At 36.9% G+C, this 14,649-nt stretch carries 11 protein-coding genes and 1 pseudogene; 3 read left to right on the top strand and 9 right to left on the bottom strand.

Going from position 1 to position 14,649, the window contains the following annotated elements; genetic code table 11:
• Window positions 1–64: 64 nt before the first annotated feature.
• Together ggt and KO502_RS09270 are read right to left on the bottom strand one after the other, a co-directional pair.
• Window positions 65–1,879, bottom strand: a complete 1,815-nt coding sequence (gene ggt, locus KO502_RS09275) for a gamma-glutamyltransferase (RefSeq protein WP_216022298.1) — start codon at window positions 1,877–1,879, stop codon at window positions 65–67.
• 92 nt (window positions 1,880–1,971) lie between these two features.
• Window positions 1,972–2,616, bottom strand: a complete 645-nt coding sequence (locus KO502_RS09270) for a tRNA-uridine aminocarboxypropyltransferase (RefSeq protein WP_216022297.1) — start codon at window positions 2,614–2,616, stop codon at window positions 1,972–1,974.
• Window positions 2,617–2,728: 112 nt separating this feature from the next.
• On the opposite strand from KO502_RS09270, the gene rrtA reads away from it, so the two are divergent.
• From rrtA to KO502_RS09255, 3 genes are all read left to right on the top strand, one after another.
• The gene (gene rrtA, locus KO502_RS09265; RefSeq protein ID WP_216022296.1) at window positions 2,729–3,331 is read left to right on the top strand and encodes a rhombosortase; all 603 of its coding nucleotides are present in this window, start codon (window positions 2,729–2,731) and stop codon (window positions 3,329–3,331) included.
• Window positions 3,332–3,902: 571 nt separating this feature from the next.
• Window positions 3,903–4,313 carry a hypothetical protein gene (locus KO502_RS09260; RefSeq protein ID WP_216022295.1) on the top strand — a complete coding sequence of 137 codons (411 nt, stop codon included), beginning with the start codon at window positions 3,903–3,905 and terminating at the stop codon, window positions 4,311–4,313.
• A gap of 125 nt (window positions 4,314–4,438) precedes the next feature.
• Window positions 4,439–5,413 (top strand): transposase, encoded by a 975-nt coding sequence (locus tag KO502_RS09255; RefSeq protein WP_216022294.1) that lies wholly within the window; start codon window positions 4,439–4,441, stop codon window positions 5,411–5,413.
• 275 nt (window positions 5,414–5,688) lie between these two features.
• Here the strand turns inward: KO502_RS09255 and KO502_RS09250 are convergent.
• The 7 genes and pseudogenes from KO502_RS09250 to cysD all read right to left on the bottom strand — a co-directional run.
• Window positions 5,689–6,330, bottom strand: a pseudogene (locus KO502_RS09250) (transposase); the annotation flags it as partial.
• A gap of 904 nt (window positions 6,331–7,234) precedes the next feature.
• Window positions 7,235–8,269: a UDP-glucose 4-epimerase GalE gene (gene galE / locus KO502_RS09245; RefSeq protein WP_216022293.1), complete on the bottom strand. Its 1,035-nt coding sequence runs from the start codon at window positions 8,267–8,269 to the stop codon at window positions 7,235–7,237.
• A 125-nt stretch (window positions 8,270–8,394) separates the two neighbouring features.
• Window positions 8,395–9,384: a DHH family phosphoesterase gene (locus KO502_RS09240; protein ID WP_216022292.1), complete on the bottom strand. Its 990-nt coding sequence runs from the start codon at window positions 9,382–9,384 to the stop codon at window positions 8,395–8,397.
• 38 nt (window positions 9,385–9,422) lie between these two features.
• Complete coding sequence (gene cysC, locus KO502_RS09235; RefSeq protein ID WP_216022291.1) at window positions 9,423–10,043, bottom strand: adenylyl-sulfate kinase; 621 nt, start codon at window positions 10,041–10,043, stop codon at window positions 9,423–9,425.
• 61 nt (window positions 10,044–10,104) lie between these two features.
• A complete protein-coding gene (locus KO502_RS09230) occupies window positions 10,105–11,832 on the bottom strand; it encodes an SLC13 family permease (RefSeq protein WP_216022290.1) in 1,728 nt (575 codons plus the stop codon).
• A gap of 137 nt (window positions 11,833–11,969) precedes the next feature.
• Entirely contained in the window at window positions 11,970–13,370 is a 1,401-nt protein-coding gene (gene cysN, locus KO502_RS09225) for a sulfate adenylyltransferase subunit CysN (RefSeq protein WP_216022289.1), read from the bottom strand.
• Window positions 13,371–13,475: 105 nt separating this feature from the next.
• Entirely contained in the window at window positions 13,476–14,375 is a 900-nt protein-coding gene (gene cysD, locus KO502_RS09220) for a sulfate adenylyltransferase subunit CysD (RefSeq protein ID WP_216022288.1), read from the bottom strand.
• Between the last annotated feature and the right edge of the window lie 274 nt (window positions 14,376–14,649).

Here is a 14,649-nt window from a genome sequence, read left to right as displayed (position 1 = left end):
AAATGATATAAAATGGCGTTTAAATCAACATTAAACCAACATTAAACTAACATTAAATCAACCATTACTTTCCTAATGCTAGCCCTTCACGCCTTGGATCGGCGCCGCCGACGAGCCCTTTTGGGGTTAGTTCAATGGCGTGTAAGCCACTATTAAGCTCTTGAATAACTACCTCATGTCCTTTTGCTTCAAGCGCAGGCTTTAGCTGCACAATATCAGTGCCTTGCTCTAAGGCTGTTAGATCATTTCTATTGGTAACATGCGGTAAGCTAACCGCTTGTTGTACATTAAGTTGCCAATCAAGCACACCAGCGATAGATTGCGCTACGTAGTTAATAATACGGCTGCCACCAGGAGCACCAAGCAATAAACGTAAAGAATTATCTTTATTAAATACCATCATAGGCGCCATTGAACTGCGTGGCCTTTTCAACGGTTCAACCCTATTTGCTACCCATTTACCGTTATTTTTGGGTGATAATGAAAAATCAGTTAGCTGATTATTTAAAATAAAACCTTCTACCATTAAGGCCGAGCCAAAACCGTTTTCAATACTGCTGGTCATTGATACGGCATTACCTTGTTTATCAACAACAACTAGATGTGTGGTAGACGGTTTTTCAAGGGCATTATCATCACCTAAATCATCACTATTTTCAGGCGTTCCAGCTGGTGCTTGACCCATATCTTTTTGCACATCAATTAGAGCGCCACGCTGCATCATGTAATTACTATCTAATAAGCCATTAACAGGCACACTAACAAAGTCACTATCGGCAATATATTTGTTACGATCGGCAAAGGCTAAACGTGCACTTTGCGTTAGTAAGTGCGCCGCCTGTATGGAGTTAGGTAGATATTGTGATAATTGAAACCCTTGTAATTGTGCAAGAATTTGAATTACCGTGATCCCACCAGAGCTTGGCGGTGGCATGCCGCAAATCTTATATTGATGATAAGGCGCACAAACAGGCGTTCGTTCAATTGCTTGATAATTTTTCATATCATCAAGACTTAATAAGCCGGGCGAGACAATTGACTGCTGAACTTTGTCGACAATTTTTTTAGCTATCCAGCCTTGATAAAAAACCTTCGCCCCTTCTTTGGCAACACTACGTAATACTTTAGCTAATTTAGGGTTTTTTAATAAATCACCTGCTTTAACCCTTACCCCATTAGGTGAAAAATATCTTTTAATTTCAGGCATTGTATACAAGCCAGGATTATAATTACTCGCTAATAATTTTACTAAGCGTGGCGAGACAATAAAACCATTTTCAGCCAGTTCAATTGCCGGTGTAAACAGCTCTTTCCATGGCAATACACCAAAGCTATCGTGTGATTTTTGTAACGCCGCTATTAATCCAGGTACGCCAACAGATTTACCACCAACAACAGCATCAACCCAATTTAAAGGTTTACCATTTTTATCTAAAAATAACTCACTTGTTGCAGCTTTAGGTGCGGTTTCTCGACCATCAATAGTAATCATTTTTTTAGCTTTATTATCCCAATGCAGCATAAAAGTGCCGCCACCAAGCCCGGAGGACTGAGGTTCAACCAAACTTAATACCAGCTGTGCTGCAATTGCCGCATCAACCGCACTACCGCCTTTTTCAAGCATTAATAAGCCAGCTTTACTAGCATACGGATTGGCAGCAACAATCATGTATTCTTTTGCAAATACGGCTTTTTTTTCTGTATAACCGGTAGCCGCTTCTGGCTCTCTAATTTCACGTTTTCCGCTAGCCGCTTCAGCATAATTTTGGGGGCTGAAAACAAGTGCTATAACAAACGATATAGCAATAAAAAAGGTGAGCTGTGCAGATTTATCTATAAAAGTTAACTGTTTACTCGGAAGAAGTTGATGATGATACATAGGGTTTCCTTGATGTTTTTTTGCGCTGAAATTTTCATTTTTTCATTGATTAACGCTTTAAATAACTAATTTGCCATTATTACTTCTACTAATTATTTTGGCCTAAACGATAATTGAAACTGATTAAATTCAGCAAACTTATCTAATAAAGGTTGATATTTTCCTACTTGATTTGGTTTAACGCTTTTTTCTGTGATATTAAAGGGCGATTCAAGTAAAGCTAATGCATAACAAGCCGCCTCTAAACTTGATAATGCGTTTTTTTTAGCGACTTTTCGTATGAGATATTGCCCTGCATTAGCAATTTCTTCAGGCAGACATACTTGTGGTAATTGTTGTAAGTTACTCGACAGCATAAACATACGATACGCTTTTTTCCAAGTTCCATCGAGTATAAGCAAGCATGGCGGTTTAGCCGCAGGCTTTTTAGTTTTTTCTTTAAGTAAATTAATTAAACTAGCATCTATTATTTGCGCTTGCTCACTCGGATATAATAACAAGGTATCATACTGTTCAATAATTTGTTGTAATGCTCGGTCATCAGAAAAGTCTTCGCCAATAATTATTTGGCAAGAGCTTAAAGATTTAGCAAGTAAAGCAATAGTCCCTTTTACTTGCGATACTTCACTCGGGTGTTGTAAAACCACCACGTGCGTCTTATTCGCTATTGGTATCGTAAATTGGCAAATACAGGCTTTATCAGGTCTTTGGCAAGTATCACAAAGTTTTCGGGACATAATTAGAGTTATTCTCTTGATTCTATTTAGCTATTAACAAGCAAGCCATTGTATACTTTAATAGTATTTTATAAATCATTAACGACGAAATTTCAGTAACAACACTTAATTTATGACTTTTACAGCTAAAAACCTGCCCTTTCAAAAGCAACATAGTCTTATCGTAACCATTATTTCGATACTTGCCATATTAGCCTTTGTATTTGACGAGCAAATAGCCAGCTTATTTATGTATCAGTATAACGCTATTACTCACGGTGAATTATGGCGTGGCTTAACAGGCCATTTATTTCACACTAACGGTATGCACCTGATATTAAACTTATCTGCATTGGTTCTGTTATGGGCACTGCACGGACATTTTTATAATCTGCTCAATTACAGCTTATTGTTTCTCTTTTCGGCGATAATTTGCAGCTTAGGATTATATTTGTTCTCACCTGATATTAGCCAATATGTAGGACTTTCTGGTGTTATTCACGGCATTTTTGTATTCGGTGCAATCATGGATATTCTCCATAAAGATAAAACAGGCTACCTATTGTTTATCGGCGTTTGGCTTAAAATAGCGCATGAACAGTTTTATGGTGCTAGCGAGCAAGTGTCAAACTTGATTGATGCAAATGTAGCGATCGACGCGCATTTGTGGGGAGCAATTGGCGGTTTAATTTTTAGCTGTGTTTATGTGGTTTATTTAAAAAATAAAAGTTCATAGTCAATATTAGGCTCAAAAATAAAAGTATGTAAATATACCTATCCCCAAACTCCAAGTCTGCTTGAACAAACGCTGAAATGAATAACGGTGTTTATCATGACGCGTTATGGATACTGCTTATTAGACAATGCAAAAGCATATTGCCCTACTGATGCATAAGGCGATGTAAGGAAAATTGCTATAGAACTTTCAAAGTTGAGTTATATTTTTTACTTTTCTAAAGGCAGGGTTTCCGGAGGTAAGGCATTGATTTAATACAACAACATTATTAAAAACAATAATAATACCACCTAAATAATGCCACTCTAAAGCTGCATAAAAACACAGTTTCGATTAATTCCTTCTTTCCCAACAAAGCAGGAATTTTTCCTTCTATTACTCGTCAACCAGTTCATTCATAATTTATTGATTTAAAAATGATTCTGTAATAACCTCGAGCAATATAAAATAAAAGTAAGAAAATACCCTTCGATGATAGGAGAAAATTTTCCTGCTAATAAACTGTTAGCTGTATGAGTCAAGTATGTTAGACATTCTGTGGGAAAGGCATAAAAACATCTGGAGTTGGTACATGAGACCAGTGTTCGGCTTTGTACTTTTTTATGGTGCATGGTTAAACGATTGGATTATTCTTACTGTAGGTTTTATTGGCCTGTCAACCAGTTGGTTTTGGTTCCCTAAACCAAAAGTGATCAGTCCTTTAGTTGAAGAGTTCATTAATATTGAACGTAGTTACCTTACACCACCATGGCATAAGGCTAAAATTGGATCACTTGTAGCTGTCTTAGTCTTTGTTGTTATTTCAATTTTTATCTTTTGGTATCGTTGGCTGGAGTTGGGGTTAGGATTAATGTGTATTGGTGGTTTAGCCAAATCACTTTGGAGTTTCAGGGTTGCAGGGAAGTCTGGCTACATAGCCGCATTTTTTGGTTTTTTTTGGGCTGGCATATCCATTTTAATTTATATGTTATATTCAAGCTAAAAAAAAAATAATAAAAATAAAAGACACTCACTCAAATTAAAAATAAAAGACACTCACTCAAATTTGATAAATCCAAACCTCTGACCTATGGTTGAATAACAACCAAAAGGAAGAGGTTTTTTATTATGGCTACCGCAAGAAAGCAACAAGTTAGTTTACAAAATACGCCTTACTATCACTGTATTTCACGCTGTGTACGTAGGGCTTTTTTGTGCGGTGAAGATAAGTATACAGGTCAAAGCTTTGAACATAGAAGGAGCTGGTTAGAAGAGAAACTATTGGCGTTAACCGAAGTGTTTGCCATTAAGATTTGTGCCTATGCCATTATGAGCAACCATTACCATGCAGTGTTGTTTATTGATGAAGCGCAAGCTAAGGCTTGGACAGTGCAAGAAGTGTTAGCACGTTGGCATAAGCTATATAAAGGCACCTTGCTTACTCAGCAATTTTGTCGTGGTGATAAGCTAGAGAGTACCTTGGTTGATATTGTTCATTCAACAGCAGAAATTTATCGTAAGCGTTTAATGAAAATTAGTTGGTTTATTGGTAACTTAAATGAAAAAATTGCTAGAGAAGCCAACCGGGAAGATAACTGTACAGGCCGATTTTGGGAAGGACGGTTTAAATCACAAGCATTACTTGATGAAGCCGCACTTGCCAGTTGTATGGCTTATGTTGATTTAAATCCAATTAGAGCCAATATCGCAAAAACACCTGAAACATCAGACTTCACCAGTATTCAACAACGCATTAATGCCGCTAAAAATAACTGTCAGCCTCGTAAGTTAACGAGGTTTGTCGGTAATCCGAGAAAAAACATGCCCAGTGGACTACCGTTTGAATTACTTGATTATATTCAACTAGTGGACCTTACAGGTAAGTGTATAAGAGAAGATAAAGCAGGCTTTATCGAAGAAAGCCTACCCAATATATTAAACCGTTTATCGATAAGCGCAGAAAACTGGTTGATACTTACTAAGGGTTTTACTAAACAATTTCATGGCGCCGTTGGGCATGAAGAATGCCTTAACAATTTTTACGAACACCAGCACTTAAAACGACGATGTAATGTAAGTCAGTGCAGACGATTATTGGCATAATCTTTCTTAAAATTAAGTAATCAGCTCACGCTGAGGTTTATGCTGCCTGAAATATGATAAAAATTCACGTTGAGTCAGATTATTCAATGTAATCATATGTTAGTTCCATAACGACACTAAAAATATAAGGGTTATAGCTAGGGAATTTGACTATCTTTATGGCCTAGTTCTAGGTATATATTTAAGTGAGTGTCTTTGTTAGCTTTTTTGTTAGCTTTAGTTCTAGGTATATATTTAAGTGAGTGTCTGTGTTAGCTTCTCTTGTGTTAGCTTCTTTCAAGTTCATTCACTAAACGCTCTACACGCTTAGTGCGTTCGGTGATGGTTTGTATCATTTCTTGTAAAACGATTTGTTGGCTTGGGTGAGGTAACACTAGCTCTGTTAACCAACGTAAATGTTGTTTAGACCAATTATCGTTGACTTTACAGGTGATGTTGTTCCTTAAAAACAAGCCTTTTAGTTGATATTTTGCATCTTTTAAATCTTTCATTGCGGTTTCACGTGCACGAGATAAATCTCGAATAGCTTCATCTTCTGCTTCGGGCACATAAATGGTTGTGAGCGTTTCCGCCTTAAATAATAAAGCTAGCTTTACTGCATCACGTTTATCTGTTTTTACGCGATCTCCTGGCTTTTTGGGAATAAGAGAAGGGGCGACGATATAGCAACAATGCCCCAGACTGGTCAGTAACCTGTAAATCCAATAACCGCAAGGGCCTGCTTCATATATGAAGTGCAAAGTTGCTTTTGGGTATTTTGATTGTAGTTGCCTTGCGAGCTTGATAAACGCTGATTTGTTGGTGTTTATTCTGCCTAATGATTCTGGCTTTGCGCCACGTTCATCATTTAAAACAGCAAGTTGGGTAAAAGTTTTATGTGTATCTAATCCGATAAAAAGTATGTTACATTTATTCATGCTAGCCTCCGCTTTAGTTCATTAACAAACTAATTATGGCTCTGATTTTTTAAGTTAACCCTCGAATGGAGGCTAGCCTCGTGGGGAGTCATTATGTCTATATTTCTATCAGAGTGGAGAGTCAAATGGGAATTGTGTTGGAATTTATACCTAGTTTACTTGTGGCAATAGCTTTTGATTTCTTTCTTTACCTAACTGGTACCGCGGTCTTAAAAATAATTTCTTTCGGGCTGTATAAATCTAAAGTCTATAGCTATTCAGAATTTAAAGCTTCAAAATCAAATAATAGCTTTCTTATGCAGTATTTAGTCGGTATTTTGTTTTATGCACTAATTATTGTTGCAATGGCTTGGCTGTACTAAACGAAATATAACAAGCCACTTAAAAGAACAATGATCATCCCTCGATAAAACGGGACACCAAAATCTAACTAAAGATGAGGTGTCTATGCCAAATCTATAGTTCTTCGATAAGCAAGCTAACGTCCGCTATCGTATCAAAGTGATCGTTAGGTGGAGGAATCACAATTTTAAATTTACGACCGATTTGTGCTCAATCCTGACTATTTAGATAAAAAATAATATCTGACACTCACTTAAAATATCATATGCTATACCTGATAAAATATAAAACGAACATAATGTTTTTAGAGAGTAGTCCTGCCGAAAAGTCAGTATAAAATGAAAAGGTATACATTGTTCATGAAACAATTATGATTTTCTCATTTTTAATATAATAAGTGAGTGTCACGGGTAATTGACGATGATTGATGCAAATGTCGCAATCGACGCGCATTTGTGGGGAGCAATTGGCGGTTTAATTTTTAGCTGTGTTTATGCTATTAACCTGAAACAAAAAGGCCACGCGTTAACATTGGCCTTTTAAATGTATATTTTAAAAGCGATTAAAACCCATTCGGATTTTCTGACTGCCATCGCCATGTATCTTCAATCATGGCAGTTAAATCTAAATTCGCTTGCCAGCCTAATAAACTTCCCGCAAGTGCTGCATCTGCATAAACCGTAGCTAAATCACCGGCGCGTCTTGGTACTATTTTATATGGGATATCGGCTTGGCTAATGTCTTTAAAAGTATTAACGATTTCTAACACTGAAGTACCGTTACCAGTACCTAAGTTAATTGCCTGACAACCTTTTACAGTACCTTTAGCATGCCCTAACGCTTCAAGGGCTTTAACATGACCTTGTGCTAAATCTACCACGTGAATGTAATCACGCACACCAGTGCCATCAACTGTGTCGTAATCATCACCAAATACTTGTAATTGCGCTAAACGCCCTACTGCCACTTGCGCAACATAAGGTAGTAAATTATTAGGAATTCCGTTAGGGTTTTCACCAATTAAGCCCGACTGATGCGCGCCAATAGGGTTGAAATAACGTAAACAAGCAATAGACCACTCTGGATCACTTTTCGCTAAATCAAACAAAATATGTTCAACCATTAATTTGGTTTGACCATAGGGGTTGGTAGCCGAGGTTGGCATGGTTTCATTTAATGGTGAAACATTATTACCGTATACCGTTGCTGATGAACTAAACACTAAATTTTTTACATTATGTTTAGTCATCACTTGTAATAAACTTACTGTGCCTGAAACATTATTTTGATAATAAGATAACGGTATTTCAGCTGATTCACCAACGGCTTTTAAGCCAGCAAAGTGTATAACCGCTTCAATATTATGCTCAGAGAATACTTTATCTAATGCTTGCTCATCACATATATCCGCTTCAATGAAGGTCACTTTTTTTCCAGTGATTTGCTCAAGACGATCAAGTACTTTTGTTGACGAGTTTGATAGGTTATCAACAATGACTATTTCTTTAGACAAGTCTTGACTATCTGTACCTTGTAATAGTTCGACAACGGTATGGCTACCAATGTAACCTGTACCACCTGTAATTAATAAACTCATAATTCCCCATATCCTTTAGAATTTCATTAGCTTTATAGCTTAACTTATAACATTTACAATAACGTTAAATGCTTTTTTATTTTTGTATTTATATTTTAGTACTTTTATTTTAGTAATATGTACGTTTAAAGCTGGTAATAACTTTCAACGGCCGAAATAAACTCGTTTACTCGGCTTTGTGGTAATTCATTAACTCCTGCTGCTGCGGCTCTACCGCCACCTGTTGGAAATTTTGCACAAATATCACCTGCCCCTTGCTTGTTATTTAGCGGCGCACGTAAACTTAACGTATAGCTTTGTTCGCTTTTAGCATTGTCAGCTGTAGATTTAGCTTTATTCAAGGTTAATACAATATGCGCTTTATCTGGTGATTGATTCGCTAACTCATTGCCATAAACACCACTTACCCGACGAGACCAAGCGGCATCTTCAAGTACTATCGTTTTAACCACGTCATTATCGCTTAATACTTCCGATTGCTGCGCTTTTTCCATGTCAGCAAGATAGGCTGTTTTAAGCTGCCAAAAAATAGAATCGCTTTCATTAATCAGTGTAAAAGGATCGGGATACTTTAACAATGCTTGGTATAAATCAGCAGGATTGAAATGTAAATCGTCAACCGTTGCACCATAACCGTTGTAATTAATATAAACACCTAATTCATTTAACTGCGCTTGCTCAATGTCAGTCAAACCTTGTTTTGTTGCTAGTGCTTTTGCAGATGCTTGCATGTTGTCACCAAACGCGGCGGCAATGGCCCAATTGACATATTGACCTTGCAAATAATCATTAATTAGCAAACTAGTACAAGTGTTAGCGTCAGTATTAATTAAGGTTTTAAGGTGAGTTGATTTTGGAATATCACCTGCTCGGTGATGATCAACATAAAAAACATCAACGTCGCTATCAAGTAAAACCTGCAGTGCATCAACATTTTTTTCAAGGGAAATATCTAACACAGTAACAGCATTTGCTTGCGCAGCATCAACTTGTTTAAGTAAGCTGATATCTCGTTTTACACCCGTCACTAAAACTGACTCTCTGGGCTCGGCTAAACGTAGTTGTAATAGTGCAATAATGCCATCGGCATCACCGTTAAACACATCGTAATGCATGGGTTAAGTCCCTTTCTTTTAATGTAATTTAAATAAGCTTATGCTGATTGCAATGAAGCTTCATTTATAAAGCCTTTAGCCATTAAATAGCCAACAATTTGTTCAGCACATTCTTCAACTGATTTTTCATCCGTTTTTACATGAATTTGTGGGTTTTCAGGTACATCATAAGTTGAATCAATACCAGTAAAATCTTTAATTTCGCCGGCACGGGCTTTTTTGTATAAGCCTTTTGGATCACGAGATTCACAAACACTAATTGGCGTGTCGATGTAAACTTCGATGAATTCACCTGCTTCTAGTTTTTCTTTCGCTTGTGCTCTATCGCTAGCAAAAGGAGAAATAAATGCCGTTGAAACAACAAGTCCTGCATCAAGAAATAATTTAGCCACTTCTGAAATACGACGAATGTTTTCAACACGCGCTTCATCACTAAAGCCTAAATCACCATTTAAACCGTGACGAACATTATCACCATCAAGTAAATAACTATGACAGCCTAATTTAAACAATAATGCGTCAACGGCATTAGCAACTGTAGATTTACCTGAGCCACTTAACCCGGTATACCAAAGTAATGCTGGTTTTTGTTGTTTTAAGTTTGCACGTTGTTCTTTACTGATTTGTTGATTATGCCAAACGGTATTTTCTGTTTTCATGGTGATCTCATTCTCGATATTTTACTCGGTTATTTTAACAACCCAGATTTACGTAAATAGATTAAAAAGGAAACACTAACGGGATCATAAAGATCACGGTAATACTATAAATGATTGAAATAGGTAAACCAAACTTTACAAAGTCGCTTAACTGATAATTACCAGCGTTATACACCATAACATTGGTTTGATAACCGTACGGGCTGATAAAACTACCGCTTGCCGCAAAAGCTACTGCCATTACAAATGGCGTAGGATCAACGCCTAAACCAAGGGCAATATTATAAGCGATAGGAAAAGCTAACGCCGCTGCGGCGCTGTTAGTAATTAATTCGGTTAGTATCAGGGTTAAAACAAAAATAAGTACAAAGGCAATATAGATACTTTGGTCATGTAAAAATCCTTCAATACTTTGTGCAAACATGCCTGCTATGCCTGTATTTTCTATAGCGGAGGCTAACGTTAGCGCACCTAATACTATCATCCATATCTCGAGAGGAAAGCGTCTTTTAATTTCGTTTACTGTTAATGCGCCACTAAAAATTAAAAAAGCGATATAAATAAACAAACAGTTCAATAACGGTAACGGTGTGAATACAGACACTAAAATACTAGTAATAAACCCCCAAACAGTGGCATGATCGCGCCAACCACTTAGCATATTGTCAGCTTGGCGACCTGATAATATATAGAAATTTTTCGATAAGTTAGTACGTGTTGCAAAGTCTTTACCAACGGCCAACACTAGAAAATCACCTGATTGCAAAACAATATCACCTAACTTACCTGATAACGCGCTACCTTCGCGGCGAACAGCAACAACCGCAGCATCAAAACGTGCGCGAAAGCCAGCCTGTTTTAAGCTTTTGCCAACAATGGCAGAATCACTTTTAAGTAATACTTCGGTTAAGTTATCACGTAATAAATCATCTTGCTCGGCGTATAAACTTAAACCGTCAAATTGTTGTAACGTTAACACTTTTGAAATATCACCACTGAAAATAAGCTTGTCATTTGCTTGTACTAGCTCTTCTGGACAAATAGCTGAAATTAATCGCCCCTGGCGCACTATTTCAACAAGAAATAATGAGTCTAAATTTCTTAAACCATTTTCTTCAACAGACTTACCTATAAGAGTTGATGAAGTTGACACTTCGGCTTCAAGTAAATAATTATCTGTGGTTAAGTCATCACTACCAATATCAGGTAAAGTGCGACTTCTAAAAAGAATGACGATAAGACATAAAATAAAGGCTGCTAAACCTATCAGGGTAAAGTCAAAGAAACCAAAGCCTTGGTGACCTTGTTTTATCAATAAGCTGTTTACGATTAAATTAGTTGAAGTACCAACTAAGGTAAGTGTTCCACCTAAAATAGCCGCAAAAGATAAGGGCAATAATAATTTACCGGAATTGATTAATTTATTTTTTTTCACGGTATTAATCAAGGTTGCTACCACCGCGGTATTACTCATAATAGCGGAAGCGAACGCCGTACCAACTAACAAACGTAAACTTGATTTGACTTTAGAGCCTTGAAAAACCCCTGCAGATAAACGCCTTAAAATACTGGTTCGCTCAAAAGCAAAAGAACATAGCACCAATAGCACAAGAGTAACTAAGCCAGGGTTAACCGCATTCGTTAAAATATCATCAACGCTAACAAACGACAGCGATAAACACACTAAAACAGTCACAGAAAAAACACGTTCTGGGACTTTACTGTATTTAACTAAGCCGATAAATGTGGTTATAAAAACCGCTATCATCAACCACTGCGCTATTATCATTTATGATCTACTTATGTTTATGTTTAGAGTTAAGCTTATAAAAAGACGCCACAAACTCTTAACAGAGCTTATGGCGATTTAGTCGCACTTAAGTGCATAACGTATATTGAACTAAAACCTACTAAATAAGCTAAAACCTATTTAGTAATGTCGCGAGCACCCCAGTGTGGGAATTGCTTACGAACTAAAGCATTTAATTCTAATTCAAACGCTGAGTACTCAGTTACTTTCTCATCAAGTGCATTATTAATCATACCTGCACCAACCGTTACATTACTTAAACGGTCAATAATGATAAAAGCACCTGTTTCACGGTTATCTTGGTAAGCGTCAAAATGTAGCGTTTCACCAACAACAAAATCAACTAAACCAATATCGTTTACCGCTAATTGAGCACTAGGTAATTTTTCCATGGTGTTAACGTCATACTTGCTGGCAATAGTTTTTGCATGACCTGTAGTCATTTTACTACCGTGCTTGATAAAGTATTCACGACCTGGCTCAAGTTCGTTTTCATGCATCCACACAACCGTTGCACTAAACTCTTTTGATGAAACAGGTAAACTACCTTTTTTAACAATCATTTCACCACGGCTGATATCAATTTCGTCTTCTAACGTAAGCGTTACCGCCATACCTTTATCAGCACGTTCAATATTACCGTCAAAAGTAACTATTTCTTTAACAACACTTTCTTTACCAGAAGGTAGTGCAACAATGGTATCGCCTACTAAGACATGACCAGCACCAACAGTACCCGCAAAACCACGGAAATCTAGGTTAGGACGGTTAACATATTGTACTTGGTAACGAAATGGAGTGAAGTCATCTTTGGTTTTAATATCAATGGTATTAAGCAGCTTCATTAAAGTAGCGCCCGGATACCAAGGCATATTTTCACTTTCTTCAACTACATTGTCACCGTTAAGTGCTGACATAGGAACAAAACGAATATCACTAAAGGTAAGAGACTCTGTTAATTCACGGTATTCTTTCTTAATTTCTTGGTAACGCTCTTGCGAATAGCCAACCAAATCCATTTTGTTTACCGCAACAACAATATGCTTAATACCCAATAATGAACAAATGAAAGAATGACGACGAGTTTGCGTTTGTACGCCGTAACGCGCATCAATTAAGATGATGGCGATATCACAAGTAGACGCACCTGTTGCCATGTTACGTGTGTATTGCTCGTGGCCAGGAGTATCTGCAATAATAAACTTACGCTTATCTGTTGAGAAATAACGGTAAGCTACATCAATAGTAATGCCCTGCTCACGCTCTGACTGTAAACCATCTACTAATAAAGCTAAATCAACGGCTTCGCCCGTTGTACCTGATTTTTTAGAATCTTTTTCAATAGCCGCTAGTTGATCTTCAAAGATCATTTTTGAATCATGTAATAAACGACCGATTAAGGTACTTTTACCGTCATCTACGCTACCACATGTTAAAAAGCGTACTAATTCTTTGTTTTCATGTTGCTTTAAATAAGCTTGAATATCGTCTTCAATTAAATTTGATTGGTGACTCATAATTTTTACTTCCAAATGTCTAATCAATTATTATTAACAAATAATGTTATGGTGAAAATGGTGGTTTAACTTAAGTACTTACAAGAGTACTTAAAAGCAAAAAGCTTAGAAGTAACCTTCCATTTTCTTCTTCTCCATTGAGCCAGCGCTATCGTGATCTATCATACGACCTTGGCGCTCAGAGGTTTTTGTTAACAACATTTCTTGAATAATTTCAGGTAAAGTATCTGCTGTAGACTCAACTGCACCCGTTAATGGGTAACAACCTAAGGTTCTAAAGCGTACGCTCTTCATTTGTATTTCTTCGTCTTCACCAATTGGCATACGATCATCATCAACCATGATTAACGTACCATCACGCTCAACTACTGGGCGTTTTTCCGCTAAGTATAATGGTACAATTGGAATACTTTCTAAGTAGATGTACTGCCAGATATCAAGCTCAGTCCAATTAGATAATGGGAAAACACGAATACTTTCGCCTTTATTTACTTTACCGTTATAAACATTCCATAATTCTGGACGTTGGCTTTTTGGATCCCAACGATGATTTTCATCACGGAAAGAATAAACACGCTCTTTAGCACGAGATTTTTCTTCATCACGACGTGCGCCACCAAATGCAGCATCAAAGCCGTATTTGTTAAGTGCTTGCTTTAAGCCTTGAGTTTTCATTACATCAGTATGCGTTGCACTACCGTGAGTAAATGGACCAATACCTTGTGCAATACCTTCTGGGTTTTTATGGACTAAAAGATCAAAACCGTAGTCTTTGGCCATTTGATCACGAAACGCGATCATTTCTTTAAATTTCCAGTCTGTATCAACGTGTAATAAAGGAAAAGGGATTTTACCTGGAGCAAAGGCTTTACGGGCAAGGTGCAATAATACTGCAGAGTCTTTACCGACAGAGTACAGCATCACAGGATTATCAAATTCAGCTGCTACTTCACGAAAAATATGAATAGATTCAGCTTCAAGCGTTTTTAAATGGGTTAAATTCATTGCTAATACAAACCTTATGAAAAATTAATGGCGCTATAATGCCATAACTATAACTATTTTCCATCATAAGAAACGTATTCTATATATCAAAAGGTAATAAGAGGCTCACTTTAATATAACTTTTCTTAGGCTCATCTTATTTAGATTTTAAAAGGCCTTACTCGTTTGTGTACTAATTTACCTGTCGCTCATAAAAAAATCAGCTGTAGCTGACTTTTGATTCACGTTTTTTATTAGGCTCTGTTGATCTTTCGAGCTTTCTTTTATAGCAACA

The organism is Colwellia sp. E2M01 (assembly GCF_018860585.1).
Classification (GTDB): Bacteria; Pseudomonadota; Gammaproteobacteria; order Enterobacterales; family Alteromonadaceae; genus Colwellia.
The sequence above is the reverse complement of the archived record's forward strand: the minus strand, read 5'-3'. Positions and strand labels throughout refer to the sequence as shown.

Bases quoted from the DNA above. Each gene is read 5' to 3' on its own strand.
- ggt (WP_216022298.1), bottom strand. From the start codon at position 1,879: ATGTATCATCATCAACTTCTTCCGAGTAAACAGTTAACTTTTATAGAT.
- KO502_RS09270 (WP_216022297.1), bottom strand. From the start codon at position 2,616: ATGTCCCGAAAACTTTGTGATACTTGCCAAAGACCTGATAAAGCCTGT.
- rrtA (WP_216022296.1), top strand. From the start codon at position 2,729: ATGACTTTTACAGCTAAAAACCTGCCCTTTCAAAAGCAACATAGTCTT.
- KO502_RS09260 (WP_216022295.1), top strand. From the start codon at position 3,903: ATGAGACCAGTGTTCGGCTTTGTACTTTTTTATGGTGCATGGTTAAAC.
- KO502_RS09255 (WP_216022294.1), top strand. From the start codon at position 4,439: ATGGCTACCGCAAGAAAGCAACAAGTTAGTTTACAAAATACGCCTTAC.
- galE (WP_216022293.1), bottom strand. From the start codon at position 8,269: ATGAGTTTATTAATTACAGGTGGTACAGGTTACATTGGTAGCCATACC.
- KO502_RS09240 (WP_216022292.1), bottom strand. From the start codon at position 9,384: ATGCATTACGATGTGTTTAACGGTGATGCCGATGGCATTATTGCACTA.
- cysC (WP_216022291.1), bottom strand. From the start codon at position 10,043: ATGAAAACAGAAAATACCGTTTGGCATAATCAACAAATCAGTAAAGAA.
- KO502_RS09230 (WP_216022290.1), bottom strand. From the start codon at position 11,832: ATGATAATAGCGCAGTGGTTGATGATAGCGGTTTTTATAACCACATTT.
- cysN (WP_216022289.1), bottom strand. From the start codon at position 13,370: ATGAGTCACCAATCAAATTTAATTGAAGACGATATTCAAGCTTATTTA.
- cysD (WP_216022288.1), bottom strand. From the start codon at position 14,375: ATGAATTTAACCCATTTAAAAACGCTTGAAGCTGAATCTATTCATATT.